Source organism: Erythrobacter insulae (assembly GCF_007004095.1).
In the GTDB taxonomy this organism is placed as follows: Bacteria; Pseudomonadota; Alphaproteobacteria; order Sphingomonadales; family Sphingomonadaceae; genus Erythrobacter; species Erythrobacter insulae.
In genome coordinates this window covers 25623-48617 of sequence record NZ_VHJK01000002.1, presented here as the reverse complement: position 1 = coordinate 48617, position 22995 = coordinate 25623, and the positions used below count along the sequence as shown (strand labels likewise).

25 protein-coding genes are annotated in these 22995 nt (G+C 56.0%); 9 read left to right on the top strand and 16 right to left on the bottom strand.

The genetic code is table 11. The annotated features are described in order from the left end of the window. Positions 1–76: 76 nt before the first annotated feature. On the bottom strand, positions 77–1309 hold the full coding sequence (tyrS, locus tag FGU71_RS12805) for a tyrosine--tRNA ligase (protein WP_142789175.1): 1233 nt from the start codon (positions 1307–1309) through the stop codon (positions 77–79). 76 nt (positions 1310–1385) lie between these two features. On the opposite strand from tyrS, the gene FGU71_RS12800 reads away from it, so the two are divergent. Beyond that, a complete protein-coding gene (locus FGU71_RS12800) occupies positions 1386–1901 on the top strand; it encodes a DOMON domain-containing protein (protein WP_185960315.1) in 516 nt (171 codons plus the stop codon). Positions 1902–1937: 36 nt separating this feature from the next. On the opposite strand, the gene FGU71_RS12795 is transcribed toward FGU71_RS12800, so the two are convergent. Then, positions 1938–2426 carry a TspO/MBR family protein gene (locus tag FGU71_RS12795; RefSeq protein WP_142789174.1) on the bottom strand — a complete coding sequence of 163 codons (489 nt, stop codon included), beginning with the start codon at positions 2424–2426 and terminating at the stop codon, positions 1938–1940. A gap of 71 nt (positions 2427–2497) precedes the next feature. Here FGU71_RS12795 and FGU71_RS12790 point away from each other — a divergent pair, with 71 nt between their 5' ends. Then, positions 2498–3700, top strand: coding sequence for an exo-beta-N-acetylmuramidase NamZ family protein (locus FGU71_RS12790; RefSeq protein ID WP_142789173.1), 1203 nt, complete (start codon positions 2498–2500; stop codon positions 3698–3700). Positions 3701–3706: 6 nt separating this feature from the next. Here FGU71_RS12790 and FGU71_RS12785 read toward each other — a convergent pair whose 3' ends face one another. Further along, a complete protein-coding gene (locus FGU71_RS12785) occupies positions 3707–4891 on the bottom strand; it encodes a vWA domain-containing protein (protein WP_142789172.1) in 1185 nt (394 codons plus the stop codon). Between the two features lie 133 nt (positions 4892–5024). On the opposite strand from FGU71_RS12785, the gene FGU71_RS12780 reads away from it, so the two are divergent. Further along, complete coding sequence (locus tag FGU71_RS12780) at positions 5025–6425, top strand: methyl-accepting chemotaxis protein (protein WP_142789171.1); 1401 nt, start codon at positions 5025–5027, stop codon at positions 6423–6425. A gap of 8 nt (positions 6426–6433) precedes the next feature. Here FGU71_RS12780 and FGU71_RS12775 read toward each other — a convergent pair whose 3' ends face one another. The 6 genes from FGU71_RS12775 to FGU71_RS12750 form a co-directional block, all read right to left on the bottom strand. Then, positions 6434–6856 (bottom strand): GFA family protein, encoded by a 423-nt coding sequence (locus FGU71_RS12775; protein ID WP_456073069.1) that lies wholly within the window; start codon positions 6854–6856, stop codon positions 6434–6436. A gap of 8 nt (positions 6857–6864) precedes the next feature. Continuing rightward, positions 6865–7722: an AAA family ATPase gene (locus tag FGU71_RS12770; protein ID WP_142789169.1), complete on the bottom strand. Its 858-nt coding sequence runs from the start codon at positions 7720–7722 to the stop codon at positions 6865–6867. 92 nt (positions 7723–7814) lie between these two features. Beyond that, entirely contained in the window at positions 7815–9152 is a 1338-nt protein-coding gene (locus FGU71_RS12765) for a serine hydrolase (protein ID WP_142789168.1), read from the bottom strand. A 13-nt stretch (positions 9153–9165) separates the two neighbouring features. Next, positions 9166–9543 (bottom strand): hypothetical protein, encoded by a 378-nt coding sequence (locus tag FGU71_RS12760; RefSeq protein ID WP_142789167.1) that lies wholly within the window; start codon positions 9541–9543, stop codon positions 9166–9168. Beyond that, complete coding sequence (parE, locus tag FGU71_RS12755) at positions 9536–11527, bottom strand: DNA topoisomerase IV subunit B (RefSeq protein ID WP_142789166.1); 1992 nt, start codon at positions 11525–11527, stop codon at positions 9536–9538. The genes FGU71_RS12760 and parE overlap by 8 nt, the downstream gene beginning before the upstream one ends. Positions 11528–11601: 74 nt before the next feature. Then, on the bottom strand, positions 11602–12789 hold the full coding sequence (locus FGU71_RS12750; RefSeq protein ID WP_142789165.1) for a penicillin-binding protein activator: 1188 nt from the start codon (positions 12787–12789) through the stop codon (positions 11602–11604). Positions 12790–12829: 40 nt separating this feature from the next. Here FGU71_RS12750 and rsmI point away from each other — a divergent pair, with 40 nt between their 5' ends. The 3 genes from rsmI to gshB are packed head-to-tail and all read left to right on the top strand — an operon-like array spanning position 12830 to position 15019. Next, on the top strand, positions 12830–13687 hold the full coding sequence (gene rsmI, locus FGU71_RS12745) for a 16S rRNA (cytidine(1402)-2'-O)-methyltransferase (protein ID WP_142789164.1): 858 nt from the start codon (positions 12830–12832) through the stop codon (positions 13685–13687). A gap of 7 nt (positions 13688–13694) precedes the next feature. Then, positions 13695–14051 (top strand): YraN family protein, encoded by a 357-nt coding sequence (locus tag FGU71_RS12740; RefSeq protein ID WP_142789163.1) that lies wholly within the window; start codon positions 13695–13697, stop codon positions 14049–14051. 11 nt (positions 14052–14062) lie between these two features. Further along, positions 14063–15019, top strand: coding sequence for a glutathione synthase (gshB, locus tag FGU71_RS12735; protein ID WP_142789162.1), 957 nt, complete (start codon positions 14063–14065; stop codon positions 15017–15019). Between the two features lie 100 nt (positions 15020–15119). Here the strand turns inward: gshB and FGU71_RS12730 are convergent, their stop codons facing one another. Then, positions 15120–16019, bottom strand: coding sequence for a tyrosine recombinase XerC (locus FGU71_RS12730; RefSeq protein WP_142789161.1), 900 nt, complete (start codon positions 16017–16019; stop codon positions 15120–15122). Beyond that, positions 16016–17167 (bottom strand): radical SAM family heme chaperone HemW, encoded by a 1152-nt coding sequence (hemW, locus tag FGU71_RS12725; protein ID WP_142789160.1) that lies wholly within the window; start codon positions 17165–17167, stop codon positions 16016–16018. The genes FGU71_RS12730 and hemW overlap by 4 nt, the downstream gene beginning before the upstream one ends. A gap of 420 nt (positions 17168–17587) precedes the next feature. On the opposite strand from hemW, the gene FGU71_RS12720 reads away from it, so the two are divergent. Next, on the top strand, positions 17588–18019 hold the full coding sequence (locus tag FGU71_RS12720) for a CAP family protein (protein ID WP_142789159.1): 432 nt from the start codon (positions 17588–17590) through the stop codon (positions 18017–18019). Here the strand turns inward: FGU71_RS12720 and rdgB are convergent, their stop codons facing one another. Next, entirely contained in the window at positions 18020–18649 is a 630-nt protein-coding gene (gene rdgB, locus FGU71_RS12715; protein WP_142789158.1) for an RdgB/HAM1 family non-canonical purine NTP pyrophosphatase, read from the bottom strand. After that, entirely contained in the window at positions 18646–19359 is a 714-nt protein-coding gene (rph, locus tag FGU71_RS12710; protein WP_142789157.1) for a ribonuclease PH, read from the bottom strand. The genes rdgB and rph overlap by 4 nt, the downstream gene beginning before the upstream one ends. Before the next feature lie 107 nt (positions 19360–19466). Here rph and hrcA point away from each other — a divergent pair, with 107 nt between their 5' ends. Together hrcA and grpE are read left to right on the top strand one after the other, a co-directional pair. Beyond that, the gene (gene hrcA, locus FGU71_RS12705; protein ID WP_142789156.1) at positions 19467–20522 is read left to right on the top strand and encodes a heat-inducible transcriptional repressor HrcA; all 1056 of its coding nucleotides are present in this window, start codon (positions 19467–19469) and stop codon (positions 20520–20522) included. Between the two features lie 17 nt (positions 20523–20539). After that, the gene (grpE, locus tag FGU71_RS12700) at positions 20540–21136 is read left to right on the top strand and encodes a nucleotide exchange factor GrpE (protein ID WP_142789155.1); all 597 of its coding nucleotides are present in this window, start codon (positions 20540–20542) and stop codon (positions 21134–21136) included. A 9-nt stretch (positions 21137–21145) separates the two neighbouring features. Here grpE and FGU71_RS12695 read toward each other — a convergent pair whose 3' ends face one another. The 3 genes from FGU71_RS12695 to FGU71_RS12685 all read right to left on the bottom strand — a co-directional run bounded on the left by FGU71_RS12695 (position 21146) and on the right by FGU71_RS12685 (position 22985). Next, on the bottom strand, positions 21146–21814 hold the full coding sequence (locus FGU71_RS12695) for a crotonase/enoyl-CoA hydratase family protein (RefSeq protein ID WP_142789154.1): 669 nt from the start codon (positions 21812–21814) through the stop codon (positions 21146–21148). A 98-nt stretch (positions 21815–21912) separates the two neighbouring features. Next, the gene (locus tag FGU71_RS12690) at positions 21913–22485 is read right to left on the bottom strand and encodes a hypothetical protein (protein WP_142789153.1); all 573 of its coding nucleotides are present in this window, start codon (positions 22483–22485) and stop codon (positions 21913–21915) included. After that, entirely contained in the window at positions 22482–22985 is a 504-nt protein-coding gene (locus FGU71_RS12685) for a vgr related protein (protein ID WP_234035783.1), read from the bottom strand. The genes FGU71_RS12690 and FGU71_RS12685 overlap by 4 nt, the downstream gene beginning before the upstream one ends. Positions 22986–22995: the final 10 nt, after the last annotated feature.

Here is a 22995-nt window from a genome sequence, read left to right as displayed (position 1 = left end):
CACAGCGTTCCTGATGAATGACAAAGGCTGATATTTGGTAAATCTGCGTAAAAGAAAGTTGGAAAGCCTGTAGCAGTTATAGCGTAATGAGCGCGTGCTTCTTTTTACCCAGGCTGATCTTAAGCGTTTCGTCGTTCTTGGGGACAATCAGGAATCCGGGATCGCTGATCGTTTCATCATTCAGCTTTACCGCGCCTTCAGCCAGCTTGCGTTTCGCCTCTTTATTGGAAGCCGTAAAACCCAGCTCGGTCAAAACCGCACCGACGCGCATACCTTCAGCGCCCACCGCGAGCGTCGGCAAATCTTCGCCAGCACCGCCGCCAGCAAATGTCTCCGTTGCGGTCGCTTCGGCTGCCTTTGCCGCATCTTCACCGCGAACCAATTGCGTCACCGCATTAGCGAGCACGATCTTGGCCTCATTGATCTCAGACCCTTCGAGCTGTTCCAACTTGGCAATCTCTTCCAGCGGTAGGTCGGTAAACAAGCGTAGGAAACGACCCACATCGCGATCATCGCAATTGCGCCAATATTGCCAGAAATCGTACGATGGCAATTGCTCTTCATTCAGCCACACTGCGCCAGCAGCAGTCTTACCCATCTTTGCGCCATCGGCCGTGGTGAGCAGCGGCGTAGTCAGGCCGTACAGCTCGCGCTGCTCCATCCGCCGGCCCAATTCCATGCCGTTCACAATGTTGCCCCACTGATCGGACCCGCCCATCTGCAATTGGCAATCGTAACGGCGGGCAAGCTCGAGAAAGTCGTAAGCCTGCAGGATCATGTAATTGAATTCGAGGAAAGTCAGCGGTTGCTCGCGGTCCAGCCGCAAACGCACTGAATCGAATGTGAGCATGCGATTGATCGTAAAATGCGGACCCACATCGCGCAGCAATTCAACATAGCCGAGCTGTGATAGCCACTCGTCATTGTTGACCATAACGGCATCCGTTGGTCCGTCTCCGAATGTCAGCAATTTTTCAAACACCGTGCGGATCGAAGCGATATTGTCGTCGATCATATCGGAGGTCAGCATCTTACGGCTTTCATCCTTGCCCGATGGATCGCCGACTTTGGTTGTACCACCGCCCATAACCACAATCGGTTTATGCCCGGCCTGTTGCAGGCGGCGCAGCATCATGATCTGGACCAGGCTGCCAACGTGCAGGCTCGGCGCGGTCGCATCAAATCCGATATAGCCGGGAACTACGGTTTTCAGCGCGAGCTGATCCAGCGCGCCCGCGTCGGTCACCTGATGGATGTATCCGCGCTCATCAAGCAGGCGCAGCAGATTGGATTCGTAATTCTTGCTCATAATCGCAGCGCTTAACAGCGGCAGAGGGGCGGGGGAAGTGCTTGCCCGTCATTGCTGCGTCGGTAATAGAGAGAGGATGCAACCTCTTATGCTTCATCGGACCTGTGATCTGGGGCCCATCCGCGCTGTGACAGCGTCTGTAACCGCCACTGATGCAGGCTGTGATGCAGAATTCCGGCTCGACGGGACTATTGGCCGGATCAACCTGCCACAGCATACCACTGCGACGCGCATGGATGATCTGTGGAAGACCACCTGTTTCGAGATTTTCTGGCAGCCGATTGGCGGCACTTATTACCGCGAATTCAATCTCTCTCCGTCAAGCCGCTGGGCCTGTTATGACTTCGATTCGTTTCGCGAAGGCATGCGCGATGCGCCTGTTGATGCGATTTCGATTGCATGTTCACACAATGATAGCGGCCTCGTTCTGAAAGCCAGTATCGCGAGTGATCTGCCTGCGCCAGCGCAGGTCGCGCTTAACGCGATCGTCGAACACCCCGATGGCGGTATGCAATTCTGGGCCTTGGCATTTGGTCCGGGAAAACCTGAATTTCACAGCGAAGCCTGCCGTCAAATGATCGTCGAACGTTAAAGCAACTGGCTTGGCGTATAGCGCCGGGATTAAGCGTTAGGACGCCGTTTTCGCGCCGAACGGACCGTTCAATTGGACAATTTTCCAATTGAGCAAAACCGCAAAGCTGACCCATGCGATGTAAGGAAGGTTCAGCCAGCCTGCGAGCGCGGAATATTGCGGCAAAAAGACACAGAGCGAGAGCACAGAAGCCCACAGGAATGCGTTTTCAAACAACGCCCAGTCTGGCCGTTTGATCTTAAAAAACAACGGTGACCAGGCAAGATGGGCCAAGAAGTTTGCGAGAAACAATCCGCCGATAAAGTACGTATCGGCAATCGTCGCGGCATTTGTCATTGCCTCATAAAAGCTCCAGCCAGACAGGCCGAGGATAACCGTCCAGGCCGGGCCGAATAGCCAATCAGGCGGCTGCCAACTGGGTTTGTTCAGATTTCGGTACCATTCGCCAATCTCGGTTAGCGCGCCGCCCGCTCCGCCAAGGATAATGGCCCAAAGGGCGGCGATGATTGCAACAGTCCAGTCCATGACCGTGCATATAGGGATTCCTTGTGGGAATGCCATTGCCTTTAGAACGCTGCTGTTCCAACTCACACTTTATGAAATTTGGAATCGACCGCCTTTTGGCAGACCCGCAATTGCTCAATGAGCTGAAAGACAAACGCGTTGCTCTTGTGGCGCATCCGGCAAGCGTGACCGAAGACCTTACGCACAGTCTTGATGCTTTGATTGCCAAGGGTGTGAATGTGTCGAGCGCCTTTGGCCCGCAACACGGGCTTAAAGGCGACAAGCAAGATAACATGGTCGAAACAGCCGATGAGATGGATCCGCAATACGGCATCCCGATCTTCTCGCTATATGGCGAGGTCCGCCGCCCGACCGGCCAAATGATGTCGAGCGCGGACGTGTTCCTGTTTGACCTTCAGGATCTTGGCTGCCGCATCTACACGTTTGTCACGACGCTGCTTTATCTTTTGGAAGAAGCGGCGAAGAGCGGCAAAGAGGTGTGGGTTCTTGACCGGCCCAATCCGGCGGGGCGGCCTGTCGAAGGCACGCTGCTTGTTCCCGGGAACGAAAGTTTTGTCGGTGCGGCTCCGATGCCCATGCGTCATGGGTTGACGCTTGGCGAGATGGGGCACTGGTTCCTTTCCCACTTCGATCTTGATGTGAAGTACCGTGTGGTCGCGATGGAAGGCTGGGAGCCTGATGGCGATGGGCATGGCTGGCCGACATCACGGGTGTGGATCAATCCATCACCTAACGCAGCCAGTGTGAACATGGCCCGCGCCTATGCGGGGACAGTTATGATCGAGGGCGCCAATGTGAGCGAGGGCAGGGGGACAACGCGCCCTCTGGAGGTGTTGTTCGGTGCACCCGATCTGGATGCGAAGGCGATTCTGGCGGAAATGCGAAAGCTGGCTCCGGAGTGGATGCAAGGCTGCGCGTTGCGTGATTGCTGGTTTGAGCCAACTTTCCACAAACATGCAGGACAGCTCTGTAATGCCCTGATGATCCACGCAGAAGGTCCGCATTATGATCACGGTGCGTTCAAACCTTGGCGGCTACAGGCGCTTGCTTTCAAAGCGATCCAGCGGCTCTATCCATCTTATGAATTGTGGCGCGCGGCTGACTTTAAATACGAATACACCAAAGATGTTCTGGCGATTGATGTGATCAATGGCGGGCCTGGCCTACGCGAATGGGTCGACAATCCGAATTCGGCGCCAGATGATCTGGACGCGCTGGCATCGCATGATGAAGCCGCCTGGGTGCAAATGGTGCGGGAACACCTGCTTTATTAGCCGGTGTTAGTGCCCTTGTTTCCGGCTGAGTTCGCGTGTGGCTTTTTCCAGCCCCTCCAGCGTCAACGGATACATCCGGTCATTGACCAGCTCTTTCATCATCTTGGTCGATTGCGAATAACCCCATTGTTTTTCCGGCACGGGGTTTAGCCAGACGGTCGCGGGGTACGTGTTTGTCACACGCTGCATCCAGACCGCGCCGGCCTCTTCGTTCATGTGTTCGACTGAGCCGCCCGGATGGGTGATTTCATAGGGGCTCATCGCGGCATCGCCGACAAAGATCACTTTGTAATCATGGCCGTATTTGTGCAGCACATCCCACACCTTGGTGCGCTCTTGCCAGCGGCGTTTGTTATCCTTCCAAACCCCTTCGTACAGGCAGTTGTGGAAGTAAAAGAATTCGAGATTTTTGAACTCTGCATTCGCTGCGCTGAACAGCTCTTCGCATAGCTTGATGAACGGGTCCATGGAGCCGCCAACATCAAGAAACAACAGCAATTTCACTGCATTACGCCGCTCTGCCCGCATGTGTATATCAAGCCAGCCTTGCTTGGCCGTGCCCTCAATTGTCGCGTCCAGATCAAGCTGGTCCTGCGCGCCCTCACGCGCAAACCTGCGCAGACGTCGCAGCGCCATTTTGATGTTGCGAGTGCCCAGTTCTTTGGTGCTATCGAGGTTTTTGAACTCCCGTTTTTCCCACACCTTGATCGCGCGTTTATGTTTGCTTTCGCCGCCGATGCGTACGCCTTCGGGATTGTAGCCCGAATTTCCGAAAGGTGACGTGCCGCCCGTGCCGATCCACTTATTGCCGCCTTCGTGCCGCTTTTCCTGCTCTTCGAGCCGCTTCTTGAGCGTCTCCATAATGTCATCCCAATCGCCAAGTTTTTCGATCTCGGCCATTTCCTCTTCGGTGAGGAATTTCTCGGCGATGTTTTTCAGCCAGTCTTCGGGAATTTCGACCGGGTTCTGGCCATAATCCGACATTATGCCTTTGAATACTTTATGGAAAACCTGATCGAACCGATCCAGCATTCCTTCGTCTTTCACAAAGGTCGCACGGCTTAAATAGTAAAATGCCTCGGGCGTTTGCTCGATCACATCCTTTTCGAGCGCTTCAAGCAGAGTGAGATGCTCTTTGAAGCTCGCGCCGATACCTGCTTCGCGCAGTTCATCCATAAAGTTGAAAAACATGTGAACCGTGTAGCCTCCAAACAGCGGACTTTCCAGTATTTAACCGTAAGCAAATAGGCGGAGTTAAGTTTTCGCTAACCAACAAGGCCTACCCCCGGTCTCGCAATGAAGCGCCAAGAGGGACCGGCACATAATGAAGCCTATTACCATCGATACTGCGAACGCCTCTGCGCTCGATAAAATTCCAGAGAGCTGCGGCGCAGTCACGGTCGGTTGTACCGATGTTGCAGGGGTGGTCGAAAAGGTCATTCAATCGTCGAAATCCCTTCGTGAAGAGCATGAAGCCCTGCGCGGAACAGTCGCTGCGCTTGAAGCCGATCAAGCCAAAGTCTCCGAAGCAAGCGATGAAGCCCGCCTTTTGTCCGAGCGCGCGATAGAGCGACTGGGCGAGGGCACGGCTTTGATCCGGTCTTCGTTGGGGCAGATAAATGGCCTTTTGGAATTGGTGGATACACTGGGTCAGCACGTCACGAGCTTCTCTGCGGCGATGGAGCAAGTTCGCCGCAGTGCACAAGACATTGATGATATTGCCGAAACCACGAATATTCTGGCGTTGAACGCCACCATTGAAGCCATGCGGGCAGGTGAAGCCGGACGAACGTTTGCAGTTGTGGCAAGCGAGGTCAAAAGCCTTGCGAATGATACGCGCAAGGCAACAGAGGAAATCTCCCAGACGGTCGAGGCTCTTGGTGCCGAGGCAAGCGAGGTTATCGGGCGCATCGAAGCCGGTTCGCAAGCCAGCAGCGACGCCAAAGCCTCTGTTTCACGCATTGAAAACACCATTTTCAGCGTCGGCGAACTGGTGGAAGAAGTTGATAAACAAAACGACGTCATCGCACGATCAACCGGCACAATCAGCGGCCATGTTAACGCGGTGCAGAATGTTTTGACCAGTTTCGACGTGGCAGCTCGTACAAACGAGAACCAGCTCGAAGGCGCTCAACGTAAAATGGATGAGCTTGAGCTCACCGCAAGCGAGATGTTCGACAGCATCGTTCAAGCGGGTCTATCGCCTGAAGACAGTTCGATGGTTCAAAAGGCGCAAGAGATGCTTGCCGGAATTGTCGAGCGCGCCGAACAAGCCATCTCTGAAGCAGAGATCACAGAAGCGGCGTTTTTTGACCGGGACTATGTCGAGGTTGCTGGCACCAACCCGCCGCTATATCGTACAACATTGTCCAATTGGGCTGATCGCAATTGGCAGGCGATGCTTGATGAAGCCACCTCCAGCAATCCTCAGGTTATTGCAGCCGCCTGCACGGATATAAACGGGTTCCTGCCCACTCATCTCAGCGATAAATCCCGCGCACCAACCGGAGATCTGTCGCACGACACGGCATATTGCCGCAATGGCCGCATCCTCCTTGAAGGGTGCGACATTGCTGCAAAGAAAAGCGACGCGCCATACATGATGGCGGTCTACCGTCAGGAAGGCGACGGCGAACGTTACATTGTTGTCCGCAACGTATACATTCCGCTGTTTATCAACGGCCGCCGCTGGGGCGATTTTGAGATCGCTTACAGCTTCGATTAAGGCGGTCGCTAAGCGATCCGGCTTGATCCGGGACCGGCTTCATAGACCGGCATATCGGTTGGGAAGGGCGCCCAAGTCGGTGCCCGGCTGCCCCAAATGATATAGCTTGGTGCACAGATCTCCGGATCATCCAGCGTACCTGCGCGCACTCGCATTGGCTGAACGGGGCCGACCACCGTCTTGCTATACATTTGCGATCCGCAGCTCTTGCAGAACCCTCTTTCGACAGTGTTCCCGCTATCTGCGACGAGCTGCATTGTTGTCATGTCACCCTTGTAAGAGACTGACTCTGCATCAAACAGCACGTTTGCCGTCGCCATACCGCTAGCGATGCGTTGGCAATCACGGCACCAGCAGTACCGCGCCCCTTGAGGCTCAGCATTTATCGTGAACCGCACTGCTCCGCACAAGCATCCGCCTACATGCGTCACAGCAGAGTTCAGGTCGGATTGCGGCGCGCCATAAACGCAAGCCGTTCAAACATCATCACGTCTTGCTCGTTTTTAAGCAACGCACCATGAAGCGGCGGAATGGCATTGTTCGGGTTCGAATCCTGCAATGTTTCCAGCGGCATATCCTCGTTCATGAGGAGTTTAAGCCAATCGAGCAGTTCGCTGGTCGATGGTTTCTTTTTCAATCCAGGCACTTCGCGCAGCTCATAGAAAATATCCATGGCTTTCTTCACGAGTGTCTTCTGGATGCCGGGATAGTGCACGTCGATGATTGATTGCATCGTCTCACGGTCGGGAAATTTGATGTAATGGAAAAAACAGCGGCGCAGAAACGCGTCAGGCAGTTCTTTTTCGTTGTTCGAGGTAATGACCACAATCGGACGCTCTTTGGCTTCGATCCGCTCCTGCGTTTCGTAGACATCGAAGCTCATCCGATCGAGTTCTTGCAGCAAATCGTTCGGAAATTCGATGTCGGCCTTGTCGATCTCGTCGATCAGCAAGACTGGCAATTCGGGCGAGGTAAACGCCTCCCAAAGTTTGCCCTTTTTGATGTAGTTACGAATGTCGTGGACGCGCTCTTCACCGAGCTGGCCGTCGCGCAGGCGGGCAACCGCGTCATATTCATACAAGCCTTGCTGCGCTTTGGTCGTTGATTTGATGTTCCATTCGATCATCGGCGCGCCAAGCGCTTTTGAGATCTCGTGAGCCAACACCGTTTTGCCGGTGCCGGGTTCACCCTTGACCAACAGAGGCCGGCGCAGGGTAACGGCGGCGTTGACCGCAACTTTCAGATCATCCGTCGCGATATAGTCGCTGGTTCCGTCAAAGCGTTGCTGGTCGGTCATACTGTCCCTTTGATTGGTCTGAATTCGAAACTTAATTTCCGCGCAGCGATAGAATGCGCGGCTCTGCTACGCAAGAGGGCGCGCGGGAATGCCTATTGCGGAAGCGCCAGAATCCGCTGTGCGATCAATTCGAGCGCAGCGTTGTCAACATTCGCGTCTTTATTGTTCCAGCTCAGCGTCAGAACATGCGGCCGGCCAATCCGGTCATACAGCAACCAGGTCAGGTTCAGCACGCCGGGTTCGGACCCGCCTTTGAAATGCGCACGGGACCAGTTTGTCCAGCCGCTTTCAACCATGCTCGGATTAACCGACATGATCTTTAGCGGGACGCCGTATCCGCCCTTTGGCATGTGGATCAGCATCTTTCGCAAATCTTCCGGGCTAGCGAACCATTCTATATCCAGCGCAACCGGGCCGCCTGCGAATGTTGACTGGATGGCTTCCTGATCCAGTTCGCTTTCGCTGAGCGAAGCGAGCAGGTCAGCCTTTTCCTCAGCAGATGCTTCGCGGTATTCATCCATCACTGCGTCACCGGCGGCTTTCAGCGCGAACATTTGGCGAGTGGTCAGGAACGGTACGTTCAGCCGCGGATTGGAATGGCCGCTTTCGATCATCTCGGTAATGACGGCATCAACTCCCAAATGCTGCATCAGAACATCGGTTGCGGTGTTGTCACTGATGGAGATCATCATCGTCGCAAGTGTCTGCAGTGTAACGGGCGCGGGCGAGGGCCAATCCTGCATCATTCCGCTGGGAAAGCTGCGCCGCGCAAGACTTAAATCGGAAACGGCATCCCAGGTTTCATCGCCCGCCTGTATCCGCCGCGCAAGCGCCGACAGAATGTAGAGTTTGAAGGTTGAGCCAATGGCGAACTGTTCATCTGCGTTGATGCTGAGAACGGGATCTTTCCCATCAAGCGGACCGAAATACGCGCCGATCTGGCCGGGAAGAGCATTTAGATCAGCGGTAATCTTCGCGGGCGTATCGTTCAGTGGATTAAAACTGCGAAACAGCAGCTCGGTGATCCTGTTGCCTTTAGCGGGATCGATCGCAATCGCTCCGGTCCCGATGGCGCGCTCCATCGTGATCGTGAGTGCGAGACGGTTCGCGCCCGGAGGGCCATCGGTCTCGATTTTTACAGCGCGTCCAAATTGTGCGGCAAGCTGCGCGCAATAGACATAAAGCTGTGTTGGCGGGACCGCGGCCAGAAAACCATCCGTGAATACATCCTCCAAGGGGGCATCCAGTTCGCCGTTCAAAAGGGCTATCACTTGGCCGCTGCGCAGATCGATTGGCGAACGATCAGTAGAGGGATTTTCGCTGTGTTCCTGAGCGCCGAGCGGTTGAAGCGGCGCGGCCAAGGCGAACGCCAGCCCCAGAACACTCAAACCTACAGTTTTAAGGAGCCCCATCGTCTTTCTCTCTTCCATGGCGGAGGCGATATTACAGCCTCGTGCTCGCGCCCAAACAGACGAGCGCCAGCAACAACAGCAGCACAGAGATCGTGGCTATTTTCCAACCACTTGCGGCATCTTTCATACCGCGGTCCCACGTCCATTTGCCGATTATTCCCGTCATCAATCCAGCGACAGCAATGGTCAGCCAGCCGTTTTGCGAGGAAAAAAAGAGCGACACAATCCACATGGCGAGCATCTGTATGATCATCGCGCCTGTAAACCAGACAATCGGGATCGGGCGATACGAAGTGTCGGGCACTTCCCAGTCGGGAAGCGAGCTGTCTGGGCGTGATATCCGCCGGTCGCCCGCGTAGATATCCTCTTCGCGGGGATCCGGGTATTTTCCTACCCTGTCTTCAGGCATCAATCATATCGCGGTCCATTTCGCCCGCGCGGTTCTGGATAAAGTTGAACCGGTGTTCTGGATTGCGGCCCATCAGTTGATCGACCAATTCTTTAACCGCGGCGCGTTGTTCAAACTCAGGCGGCAAAGTGATCCGTATCAGCGATCTCGTATCAGGGCTCATCGTGGTTTCGCGCAGCTGCTGGGGGTTCATTTCTCCAAGGCCCTTAAACCGGCCCACTTCGACCTTTTTGCCTTTAAAGACAGTCTTTTCCAGCTCAGCCCGGTGTGCATCATCGCGTGCATAGCGGCTCTCTTTACCAGCGGTCAGACGGTATAGCGGGGGCTGGGCGAGGAACAGATGCCCCTTGCGCACGAGATCGGGCATTTCCTGAAAGAAAAATGTCATCAGCAGCGTCGCAATGTGCGCACCGTCAACGTCCGCATCGGTCATGATAATGACCCGGTCATAACGGAGGTTTTCCGCATCGCAGTCTTTACGCGTGCCGCAGCCCAGCGCGAGGCCGAGATCAGCGATTTCTGAGTTTGCGCGAATTTTGTCTGCTGTGGCGCTTGCCACATTCAGGATTTTACCGCGGATAGGCAGGATGGCCTGCGTCTTGCGGTCACGCGCTTGTTTTGCACTGCCACCAGCGGAATCGCCTTCGACGATGAAAAGTTCCGTTTCGCCGTCTGTCTCGCCAGAACAATCGGTCAATTTGCCTGGCAGGCGCAGCTTTTTGGCGTTGGTTGCTGTCTTGCGTTTGACCTCGCGTTCCTGCTTGCGCTTGAGCCGCTCATCCATGCGCTCCATCACTTCACCGAGCAGCGCTTTGCCGCGCTCCATATTGTCGGTGAGGAAGTGATCGAAATGGTCGCGGACTGCGTTTTCAACCAGACGTGACGCCTCTGGCGATGTCAGACGGTCTTTGGTTTGCGATTGGAACTGAGGGTCGCGGATAAAGACGCTCAGCATCACCTCGGCGCCGGTCATCACGTCGTCTGCTGTGATGTCTTTTGCTTTTTTGGTGCCGGTGAGCTCTCCAAAGCCGCGCAGGCCTTTGGTCAGAGCAGCGCGCACGCCTTGCTCATGGGTGCCGCCATCTGGAGTAGGGACGGTGTTACAATACCAACTGGTCGACCCGTCGGAGAATAGCGGCCACGCGATCGCCCATTCAACCTTACCCTGCATTTGACCATCGGCATTTTCGGGAAAGTCCTGATTCCCGGCGAAAGGCTCTGTGGTTACACATTCGCGCCCGCCGATTTGCTCTTTCAGGTGATCAGCAAGTCCGCCGGGAAATTTGAAAACAGCTTCGGCCGGTACGTCATCGCTGGTCAGGCTTTCCGCACATTTCCAACGTATTTCGACGCCGGCAAACAGATAAGCCTTGGACCGCGCAAGTTTGAACAGACGGTGCGGTTTGAATTGGCGGTCGCCGAAAATTTCTGTGTCAGGCGTAAAGCTGACCTGGGTGCCGCGGCGGTTCGGCGTCGAGCCCAATTCTTCGAGCTTACCTAGCGTTTGCCCTTTGCCGAATTCCTGCGCGTACAGCTGTTTATCGCGCGCGACCTCTACGCGGGTGTGCGATGAAAGCGCGTTGACCACGCTGACGCCGACGCCGTGCAGGCCGCCGCTGGTGGCGTAGGCTTTGCCAGAAAATTTACCGCCCGAGTGCAGCGTGGACAGAATGACTTCGAGTGTGGATTTGCCCGGAAACTTTGGATGTTCGTCAACCGGGATACCCCGCCCGTTATCGCTAACGGTCAGCCGGTTGCCTTCTTCAAGGCGCATTTCAATCCGGTTGGCGTGGCCTGCGACCGCCTCGTCCATAGAGTTGTCGAGCACTTCTGCGGCGAGGTGGTGCAAGGCGCGGTCATCAGTGCCGCCGATATACATACCCGGCCGGCGGCGAACCGGTTCCAGCCCCTCCAGCACTTCGATGGAGGAGGAATCGTAATCACCGCTCGATGTCGGCGTATTTTCAAACAGGTCATCAGACATAGCACTGATATGGACACACCCGCGCGCCCTCACAAGCTAGGAACGTCTGTTTTGCTCCGGTTTTGCGCCGGTTTCTACCTTGGGAAGCTGGATGGGGCCGCATCAACCGGCACAACGCTGTTGCCGCGCACTTCGCGGACCTCCAGAGCGCGCTCGGCAATGCCGTCGCGACCAAAGCGGAATGGACCGTCCACGCCAAGGAAGCCGCCGCGATCAAATAGCATGGCAGTGGGGAAATCTCGACCAACCCGCCAATCACGTGCGACCCGCAAGGTCAGCAGGACGGAGTCATAACCCAGAGTTGCGATGCGGTACGGCTTGCTGCCGAACCGCCCCTCGTAACTGTCGGCAAATCGTTTGAAACGCCCGTCGGAAACGGCGGAGAACAACGCGCCATCGATGGCATTTGAGCGGGTGAGAACAGACTCCCCGCTCCACAGCTCTGTACCCAGAATACGCGTGCCATCTGCGCCGCTGCTTTTCACTTCGGCGGCTGCCAGCACGGCGAGGCGGGCCCCGTCTGCAATAACGACGGTATCATACCCGCCGGCCGCGCGTAGACGCTGCGCTGCGCTCACGATGGAGGTGTTGCCCCGTGCGTAGCTCGCAGATCCCACCAGATTACCGCCAAAATCGTTCAACGCATTGTTGAGAGCATCAAACGAACGCTGCCCATAAGTGCCCTCTGGAACCAGCGCTGCAAAGTTATTGGATCCGCGCTCTCTCGCATAGGCAACCGAGCGTCTGATGGATTGTTCGGGCACATGCCCCATCAAAAAGACATCGGCACTGGCGACGCGAATATCGTTTGAAAATGAGATTGCCGGGACGTTTGCCGGACGTGCAGCGGCCTGAACCGCTGGTACGTTCTCGGCGAGAAGCGGACCCAGGATCAATTTGTTTCCATCTGCGATCGCTTTGCGCGCCGCCGAAGCGGCACCTTTTGACGTGTCATACGTGGTGAGACGCAGGTTGTTGGCGTTGGTATCAAGCAGCGCCATCGTTGTCGCGTTGGCAATCGACCGACCTACCTCTGCGGTATTCCCGCCCATCGGCACGAGCAGAGCAACACGGTGCCGTGTAGCGTCAGTTGGCAGCGCAGTCGCGCTTGGTTCTGGCGTCGGCGCGGTTACCGGACCAGCGGTTTCTGACGGCCCCGTTTTCGGAATGACGGAACACCCGCCAAGCAAGGCCGCAGTGCCTGCGATAGCCAATGCGCGTTTGGAAAACACACGCGAAACCGAATTGTTCACACTCTTCATTCTTGCCGACCCCTGATCGCTGCTCCACAGATGGCGTCATATGAACACGCCTCAACCTGAATCAGCCCTTATCAAACCACTTGAAGCGGGGCTTTATATTGTCGCCACGCCAATTGGCAATCTCGGCGATGTAACGGTTCGTGCAGTCGACGTGCTGCGCCGCTGCGAACTGATAGCCTGCGAAGATACGAGGGTGACGGGAAAGCTGTTAAAGCATTGCGGCGTGTCCACCCGAATGCAACGCTATGATGATCACGCGTCTGAAAGCCAGCGGCAATCCTTGATTGATACCGCGCGCAGTTTGCCCGTTGCCTTGGTCAGCGATGCGGGCACCCCGTTAATCTCGGACCCCGGATACCGTCTTGTGCGAGAGGCGCGCGAGGCTGGAATTGCGATTACAAGCATTCCGGGTGCCTGCGCAGCGATAACAGGGCTGACGCTTTCCGGTTTGCCCAATGACCGGTTTTTGTTTGCTGGGTTTTTGCCTGTTAAAGAAAAGGCACGAGGTGACATTCTGACCGAACTTGGCGCGGTCAATACAACTTTGATTTTTTACGAGACAGGGCCGCGGCTTGATCGAAGCCTTCGTTCGATTGCCGAAATTTGGCCTTCGCGCGAGGTGTCGGTGGCCAGGGAACTGACCAAACTTCATGAAGAATGTCGCACCGGCAATGCGGCCGAGTTAGCCGCGTATTATGCCGACCATCCGCCAAAGGGCGAGATTGTGTTGCTGATCGGTCCGCCCAATGAAAAAACATCTGTCTCTGATCCCGATTTGCTTCTGGCCGAGGCGTTGACCCAACTTAGCCCCAGCAAAGCAGCGGCGCAGGTTTCAAAAGCAACCGGCCTTGACCGTCAGACCCTGTATGCCCGCGCGGTCGAGCTGAAATCGAAATGATTGCCCGATGACAGCCAAGCGTGAAATGGCCGAGCGCAAGGGACGCGAAGCGGAGGCTCAGGCGGCGCAGTGGCTGGCCCAGCAAGGATGGAGAATTCTTGCCGAGCGGGTCAAGACACCTGTGGGCGAGATTGATCTGATCGCGCGGTACGGAACGCTTACTGCCTTTATCGAGGTAAAGTGGCGAAAGCGCGCTGCCGATCTTGCGACCGCCATTGACGAACGCAGATTGTGGCGGGTGGCTGCCGCGGCAGAGGCGGTTGCGCATGAATATGCCGAGCAGGGCGATGATTTGCGAATAGATGTAATCCTGCTTGCGCCCGGCACCAGCCCGCGCCACATCACCAACGCGTTTCAACCCTAGAGGATTTCCGCATGACTTTGCGCGTCGCGGTCCAGATGGACCCTATCGAAGATATCAATATCGCTGGCGACAGCTCTTTTGCTCTGATGCTGTCAGCGCAGGAGCGCGGGTATGAAGTGTTTGAATACCACGTCGAAAGCCTGACGTTGGATGCGGATGATCGGTTGTACGCACAATGTTATCCAGTCAAAGTTCAGCGGGTCGAAGGTGATCACGTATCCAAAGCTGCGCCGCAGCGGCTTGATCTGGGCAAGGATATCGATGTTATCCTGATGCGTCAGGACCCGCCTTTTCATATGGGGTATATCACCGCAACGCACATGCTTGAGCGGATCAAGGACGAGACTTTGGTGGTCAATGATCCTGCCAATGTTCGCAATGCACCGGAAAAGGTAATGGTGCTCAATTACCGCCACTTTATGCCGCCAACGTTGGTGACGCGCAGCGTCGATGAAGTGAAACGATTTATGGCCCAGCATGGGGCGGTTGTGGTGAAACCAATCCACGGCAACGGGGGCAAGGCGATTTTCCGCATTCCGGCGGATGGAGACAACCTCACCGCTTTATTTGAAGTGTTCAACCAGACTTGGCCCGAACCGCATATGGTCCAACCCTTCCTTCCCGAAGTTGCCGAGGGCGACAAGCGGATTGTGATCATCGACGGCGAGGTTGCTGGCGCAATCAACCGCATTCCGGGCGAGGGCGAATTCCGCTCAAACCTCGCCATGGGCGGCAGCGCAGAGGCAACCGGTCTGACATCGCGTGAGCAGGAAATCTGCGATGCGATGGGACCGGAATTGAAGCGCCTTGGGCTGACTTTTGTCGGCATCGACGTGATCGGCGGAAAATGGCTGACTGAAATCAACGTGACCTCGCCAACGGGAATTGTCGCGATTGATAAATTCAACGGCACCGATACGGCGGGGGTGATCTGGGACGCGATTGAGACGCGCTTGAAACATCGATGAGGGGTAAGCCTGACATGCCGATAACCCTGAAAATGATCGTGTATTCAGGCGTTATATTCGCGGCAATAAAAGGCTTTAAAACTCCCTGGCCGTAGCAAACTTAGCGCTTCTTGGCTCTTGGATGCGCATTGCGATAATTCTCCAGCAGGCTTGCCGCATCGACTTTGGTGTAAATCTGCGTTGATCCCAGCGATGCGTGGCCCAGCAATTCCTGCAACGACCGCAAATCGGCACCTGCGCTAAGCAAATGCGTGGCAAAAGAATGCCTCAGAGCATGCGGAGTGGCAGTGTCGGGCAGTCCAAGCGCGCGGCGCGCTTTGGCTGTCGCTTTTTGCACCATACCGGGCGATAATGGCCCGCCCTTGGCTCCGCGAAACAATGGCTCTTTGTGACCAAGTGGATAGGGGCAGGACTTGGTATATTCGCCCACCGCATCGCGCGTAATTGGCAAAATCGGGACAAGGCGTTGCTTTCCGCCTTTGCCGGTGACCCGAAGAGTCTCGCCCAGTGGGACATCGCCGCCCTTCAGTGAAAGTGCTTCGGCAATTCGCAGGCCGGAACCGTACATCAATAGCAGCACGGCGCGGTCACGGGCGCCGATCCAGTCATCGCTGGCGGTGCCATCGACCATGTCCGCCATATTGACCGCTTCATCAGGCGTTACAGGGCGGGGAAGCCCTTTCTTGATCCGGGGACCTCGCATACGCGGAGCCGCGGGATCAGGATCACCGCTTTCACTGCGCGCAAAGGCAATAAAAGCTTTGAGCGCGGAGAGTTCGCGCGCGGCGCTGGCATTGGAAAGGCCCTCGGCGCGCCGCTCGGCAAGATGCGCGCGCAGGTCTTGCGCCTCCAGCGCGGCGACATGGTCAAACGTCGATAGATCGCGGGCGGCCACAATCCGCTGAGCGGCAGAGCAATAAGCGCGAACGGTATGGGGTGAGCGACGTTTGCTATCGCTAAGATAGGAATGCCACGCGCCAAGGATATCCGCGCTGCTCATGCCTGCACAAGCGCATCGGAGACGATCTCTCCCAGCAGTGCGTCAAGCAGCGGTCTACCCGATGGCGCAACGGCAATTCGATTGCCCTCACGCGTGATCATTTGCAGCGTCTGGTATTGCAACAGTTTTGCCTGATCGACCAAATCATCAATTCGCAGCCCAAACCGCGCGGATAGCTGCTGCAAGTCGACGCCTTCGGCAAGGCGCAGCCCCATCAGCAATGCCTCTGCCGCCTGATCACGCGGCCGCAACATCAATTGCTCTGAGATACCGTGACCGCGCTCAGACACGGCTTTTAGATAATTCTCCGGTTTTTTATGTCGGGTGGTGGCAAAACCGCCTCTGCGGCCATGCGCACCGGGGCCAATTCCCGCGTAATCCTGATACCGCCAATAGCTCAGGTTGTGGCGGCTTTCCTCACCGGCGCGCGCGTGATTGCTTGTTTCATAGGCTGGCATTCCGGCGGCCTCGGTCAGCGACTGCGTCAGCGCAAAAAGCTCGGCGGCTTCATCATCATCAAGAGGATTAAAAACGCCGCGTCTGACATCGGTGGCAAAACGGGTGCCGGGTTCGATCGTCAATTGGTAAAGCGACATGTGTGAGGTGCCAAAGCCCAGCGCGCGCTTCAGCTGGCTTTCCCAATCGGCCACAGTTTGTGACGGCAAAGCATAGATCAGATCGAAGCTCACGCGGCTGAAGTGCCGCTGCGCCGTTTCAAGCGCGTTCAGTGCCTCTTGGCTCCCGTGAAGCCGGCCCAGCCATCGCAGCGTTTCATCGTTTAGCGATTGAACACCCAGCGAAACGCGGTTGATCCCTGCGCCTGCCAATGCGGCAAAATTTGCGGCCTCGACGGATGAAGGATTGGCCTCAAGCGTGATTTCGATGTCGGGATCAAATCCCCACAGCGCATTCGCCTGATCCAGCAATTGCCCGACAAGGGCAGGCGGCATAAGCGACGGCGTACCTCCGCCGAAAAAGATCGACGTCAGCGTCTCACCAGAGGCGACCTGCGCCTCTGCGCGCATATCCGCGGCAAGCGCGTCTGCCCATGAATTGGTTTCCACAGTTTCGCGAACATGCGAGTTGAAATCGCAATAGGGGCATTTCTTCGCGCAAAAGGGCCAATGGATATAAAGTGCTCGTGCCACAGTGGTGACCCTATGCGATGCCCGCGGCAAAAAGCCAATCCATCACTTTGGCTGGATTGCAGAACCGGTTTCGTACCAGCGGGTTTGAAACCGGGATAAACTGTTTTGACTACGGCCTGTTAAGGATGTTTTTTCAGGGGGTATTAGACACGGTCAGGTGATGGGGAATCCATGAAAACACGCTATCGGTTCCTCCGCTCAACAGGATTTGCAATTGTATCAACGGCCATGGCCCTCGGCGGCTGCGGCGGCGCCGGTTCGTCATCAGCTGGCAATGCCTCTGGCGCGGTAAGCACGTCGCCAAGCCCGTCGCCATCGGCGAGCCCCTCTCCGTCTCCTTCACCGAGCCCGTCGCCTGCTCCCGGTGCAACGCCGTCCCCCTCGCCAACGCCGGCGCCCGTATCAACACGGCAAGAACAAATGCTCCAAGTGATGCTGCGTGATCATAATGCAGCGCGCGCCGAGGTCGGTACACCCGCTCTGGTTCTGGATGCCGAACTGAGCAAGCAGGCTCTGGCCTATGCGCAGGAGCTGGCATCAAGCGGTCGGTTCGAACACAGCCCCAACAATGCACGCGAGGGGCAAGGGGAGAACCTATGGGCGGGAACGGCCAGCGCCTTTAGTTATGAACGCATGGCCGCTGGCTGGATTGATGAAAAAGAGTTCTACATCCATGGAAATTTCCCATTCGTCAGCAGCACGGGGCGCTGGCAGGATGTTGGCCATTACACACAGATAATCTGGAAAAACACCGACAAGCTGGGCTGCGGCATTGCAACGGGTGGTGGCCGTGATGTTCTGGTTTGCCGATATAGCCCGCCCGGTAATGTCGTGGGCCAATACGCCTATTAATCAGGTTCCGAATTGATCAGAAACAAGTTTGGCAAATGCATCAGCGCGGTGGCTTATCGCGTGTTTTTGTGCCGGATCGATTTCGGCAAATGTTTGATCCTGCCCTTCTGGAATGAAGACTGGATCATACCCAAAACCCAGCTTGCCGCGCGGTGGCCAGGTTAATCTTCCGGGGCACTTGCCCTGATAAACGGCGTGTTCGCCGTCTGGCCATGCGATGGCCAGAACACAATGAAAGGCCGCTGATCGGTCGGTCTCGGGGCCAAGTTCTTGCAGCAGCCCTTCGACTTTGCCCATGGCCATATACCAGTCGCGCCCTGGTTCCCCCTCGAACCATTGCCGCTCTGCCCAATCGGCGGTGTACACACCGGGACGATTGCCCAATGCGGTAACACTCAAACCGCTGTCATCTGCAAGCGATGCAAGGCCCGAGGCCTCTGCTGCAGACCGCGCTTTGATCAAGGCGTTCTCGGCAAAGGTTGTGCCCGTTTCAGCGGGTTCCGGCAGGCCCAGCGAGCCTGCCGAAATGCATTTCATCCCGTACGGATCAAGCAACGCTGAAATCTCTTTCAGCTTGCCGGAATTATGGGTCGCGATCACAAGCGACCCGCCACCCAGTTTGCGTGTCATTTTACTGCGTCCAATTGCGCTTTGAAGATACCGTCGCACCCGATATTAGCGAGCCGCAGGAGGCGCAAAAGGCCTTCTTCATCATAGGTCGCGCCTTCGGCAGTGGCCTGAACTTCTGCGATCTGGCCCCCCGAAATCAACACAAAGTTGGCATCCGCATCCGCATCGCTGTCTTCCGGGTAATCAAGGTCGAGGACAGGTGTGCCTTTGTATATCCCGCAAGAGATTGCACCGACCTGAGCCGTGATCGGGTCCTCTTTGATATCGCCCGATGCCATAAGGCCGTTCACCGCGAGGCGCAGGGCAATCCAAGCGCCCGAAATAGAGGCGGTGCGGGTTCCGCCATCGGCCTGTATTACGTCACAATCGAGTGTAATCTGGCGTTCTCCCAGCTTTTTGAGATCGACAACGGCCCGCAAAGAACGGCCAATCAAACGCTGAATTTCCTGCGTTCTACCCGACTGTTTACCGCGCGCTGCTTCGCGGCTTCCGCGAGTGTGTGTTGCGCGGGGGAGCATTGAATACTCGCCGGTGACCCAGCCTTCGCCTTTACCGCGAAGCCACGGCGGAATGCGTTCTTCAACTGATGCGGTGCACAAAACTTTGGTATCTCCAAAACCGATCAGGCAAGAACCCTCTGCATGTTTGGTATATCCGGTCTCGATTGTGATAGCGCGCATTTCGTCTGGCGCGCGTCCTGATGGCCGCATTGAAAAACTCCTGCTTTCGTTTGATTCGTTCTTGCCGCGCGGTGTGGAGGGGATCGGATCACACCGCAAGGCTTGGCGAATGGCGACAGTCAGCTTAATTAGGTGATATGTCTTCACCGCCGATCACCGAACTGACCGAACGCGCCCGCGAGATTTTCCGGCGCGTGGTCGAAGGGTACATCGATAGCGGGCAGCCGATTGGATCAAAGGCGCTGGCCGCTGATGGCACGCTTAACCTTTCGTCGGCTTCGATCCGTTCGGTCCTGGCTGATCTGGAAAGCCTCGGGCTTCTAGCGGCCCCGCATACCAGCGCTGGCCGCTTGCCCACCGATGCAGGGTTGCGGATATTTGTGGATGGCATGATGCGCGTGGCCGAACCCACCAGCGAGGAACGGGCGCAGATCGAAGCACGCCTTTCGGAAAGCGGCCCCATTGAACACGCCTTGCAGCAAGCCAGCGCCCTGCTTTCCGATCTATCTGGCGCTGCGGGAATGGTGATGGTGCCGACACGCGAGCAAAGGCTTGCGCAGTTCAATCTTGTCGATCTGGGTCAGGGAAGGGCGCTTGCTGTTTTGGTTGGCGAAGATGGCGGTGTGGAAAACCGCGTCGTGCAACTGGACGGGCCAGCAAGTTCCGGATCGCTTGACCGGGCGACGAATTATATCACATCGCGTCTTTCGGGCAGAACGCTCGCCGAAGCATCGCAGGCGATGCGCGGGGAGATCGCAGCGGGGCAAACCCAGTTAGATGATGCGAGCCGCGATTTGGTTGAACGCGGCCTAGCCGTATGGAGCGAAGATGCCAACGAGCGGCCCGTGCTGATCGTGCGCGGCGCGGCCAATCTGCTTGATGAGGCGGCGCTGGGCGACATTGACCGCGTGCGTTCATTGCTGGACGATCTGGAAGACAAGCAATCCGTTGCGAGCATTCTGGAAAGCGCACGCGAAGCCGATGCGACACGGATATTCATCGGCAGCGAAAACCGGCTCTTTGGGCTTTCGGGATCGTCCGTCATCGCGTCACCCTATCGCGACCGGGAAGGACGAGTTGTGGGTGTCCTTGGCGTGATTGGCCCTACAAGGTTGAATTACGCGCGCGTGGTCCCCATGGTTGATTTAACAGCAAGATCGCTTGGCCGATCGATGGACAAGCTCATCGTTTAAACGGAAAATCAGAAGACATGACCGACAACAAAAAGCCGCACGATGAAGCGGCGAATGAAGATGTAAAAGCCGAATTGAAAGGTGTGCCTGAAGAGTTTCTCTCAGACGATCCTGACGGTGATGATGAGCCCGCTGATGATATCAGCGCGGCGCTTGAGGAACTTCGGCGTGATCTAGATGAAGCCAAGCAGGAAGTGCTTTACGCAAAAGCGGACACGCAAAACGTTCGCCGCCGCGCAGAAAAGGATATTCAGGATGCGCGCAACTATGCCGCAACCGGATTTGCGCGCGACGTTTTGAGCGTGTGGGATAACCTTTCGCGTGCAGTCGATGCGATCCCCGAAAGCCTGCGCGAAGACGAAAAGATGAAAGGCCTCGTGGTTGGTATCGAGGCAACCCAGCGAGAGCTGGAAAAAGTCTTCAAGCAAAATGGTATCGAACGTATTGCGGCCATGGATATGCCACTTGATCCAAACCAGCATCAGGCGATGATGGAAATCCCGACTGACGAAAAAGAACCGGGCACCGTCATTCAAGAGATGCAATCTGGCTGGATGATCAAGAACCGGCTCTTGCGCCCTGCGATGGTGGGCGTGGCGAAAAAGCCGGATTGATCGCTGGCGCTACCCGAAATCGGGCAGCGGGCTGGCTTCGATATCTTTGATCAGTTTATCGTTCATCGCCGTTTTGTTGGCGTTGAACGCGCCCGGATTTAAGGTTTTCATGTGAGTGAGCGTCGCTGCCAGAGTAGCATCTACCGCCTCGGCAGGGACGACATTCTGAAAGTAGCCAACATCGTGTGCAGCGTGCGGATCAAACATTTCTGATGTTGCCACAGCCTTGCGGCCATGCGGGCTAAGGCGCGCCGCGCCAAGGATCATGGGATAGATCGGCAAAGCCATCCCGATGGCGCTTTCATTCATGCCGGTCACAAAGTCACCTTCGGTTCCGATTGCATGATCTGCCGCAAGCATCAGGAATGCGCCCATCGGGTAAGCATGACCTTCGCACACCGTGATGATCGGGGCGGGGTGCCGCAGAATGGCGAGGATCGCATCTTTGCCAGCCTGTAATTGTGCAGTTGCCATCTCTGGCCCGGCCGCAAACCCTTTCAAATCGAAACCGGCTGAGAAAATCCCTTTTCGCCCGCAAATCGCGACCGGCGCCTGATCCTTTGCGCAATCCGCCAGCTTTGCGACCAAAGCATCCAGCTTTTCCTTGTTCAAAGCGTTTACCTTGCCATCATCCATTGTGATGATGTGGGCGCCATTATCATTCGTGTGGGTGATCATCCCGGTTCCTCTCGATGAAGTCGTTATGTGGCCCGCTTATCGGCTCTGGGCCTTCAAGCAAACGCCTTAATCGGCGCATGGGCATGCAGCGCGAAGGATTAAATCAAATAGATAAATACATATCGCGCGATCAAAGCGATCAGGAGCGCTATGTTCAGGCGATCTTTTTTCCAGATCATCGCTGCCCCCATCAAACCCACCAAAACCAGTGTAAAGACGATGGAAACAGGATTTGAGGCAAGCTGGGCCAGCTCGATCTTAGTCAACAGATAGCTCCATTGCACAACGACCAAAGCAATCAAAATTCCCAAAACTACCCGGCGAACGCGGTAAAAATGCACGTCCAGATCTGTGAACGCTTCTGGGTCAGTCGGAAAAACAAGCCGCGCCGCGAGATAGTATGAGGCGGCAAATGCGGTCACACCCATAATTGTAGGCGAGTTCACCTCGATCAAATCACGCGTGACCCACGCAAAGGTCCAAAAACTCATCAAATCGAGCATGACAAAAATCGCAAGGAGCGGTGTCAGCCAACCGATTTGGAATTCTTTCTTTTCGGCGTCACGCGCGAATTTGTATTCCATCGTCCTGCCAAAACCGGCGAGCAGTTCGACCATCGATAAGCCAAGAACAAGCGCGTAGAGAACGAATACGAATTCAAAATCTGTCACAGCGTCGCGCCATCAAAATTTACGAGCATTTTGTATGCATCCCCATCTGCAACGCCTGCGACCTGGGCCCCATGTCTAAGCCAAAATGCGTGTTTCACGATTTCTGCCTGTTGCTCAATACCATAGGCGGCAAAGGGCTGGCCGGGTTTTAGAGTGTAGCCATAGCGACAAAATGGATGGCGTCTGAAGATCAGGTACCAATCGCCGCGCGTTTGCGTTTGCCAGACATGAGTGAGTTCGTGGATCAAATGCCCCTGGCGCGCCAATCCTTCATCCGCAAAATCATCGCAATAGGCATGTCCCTGTGGATGGAAATGCAAATGGCCACGCGGAGCCATCGTGATCCGTTTGGGCTGGAACGGAAAGAATTTGCGGCGTTTTAATTTGACCGAGCCATAGTCGATTGCATCGCCAAAAACAGTCCGGGCAAGATTTACCTCACCCGGAGTTAAATGACGCTCTCCGCCAACCGGACAGGCCGGCAGTTTTGCATTTTCCAAGTCGGTAAGA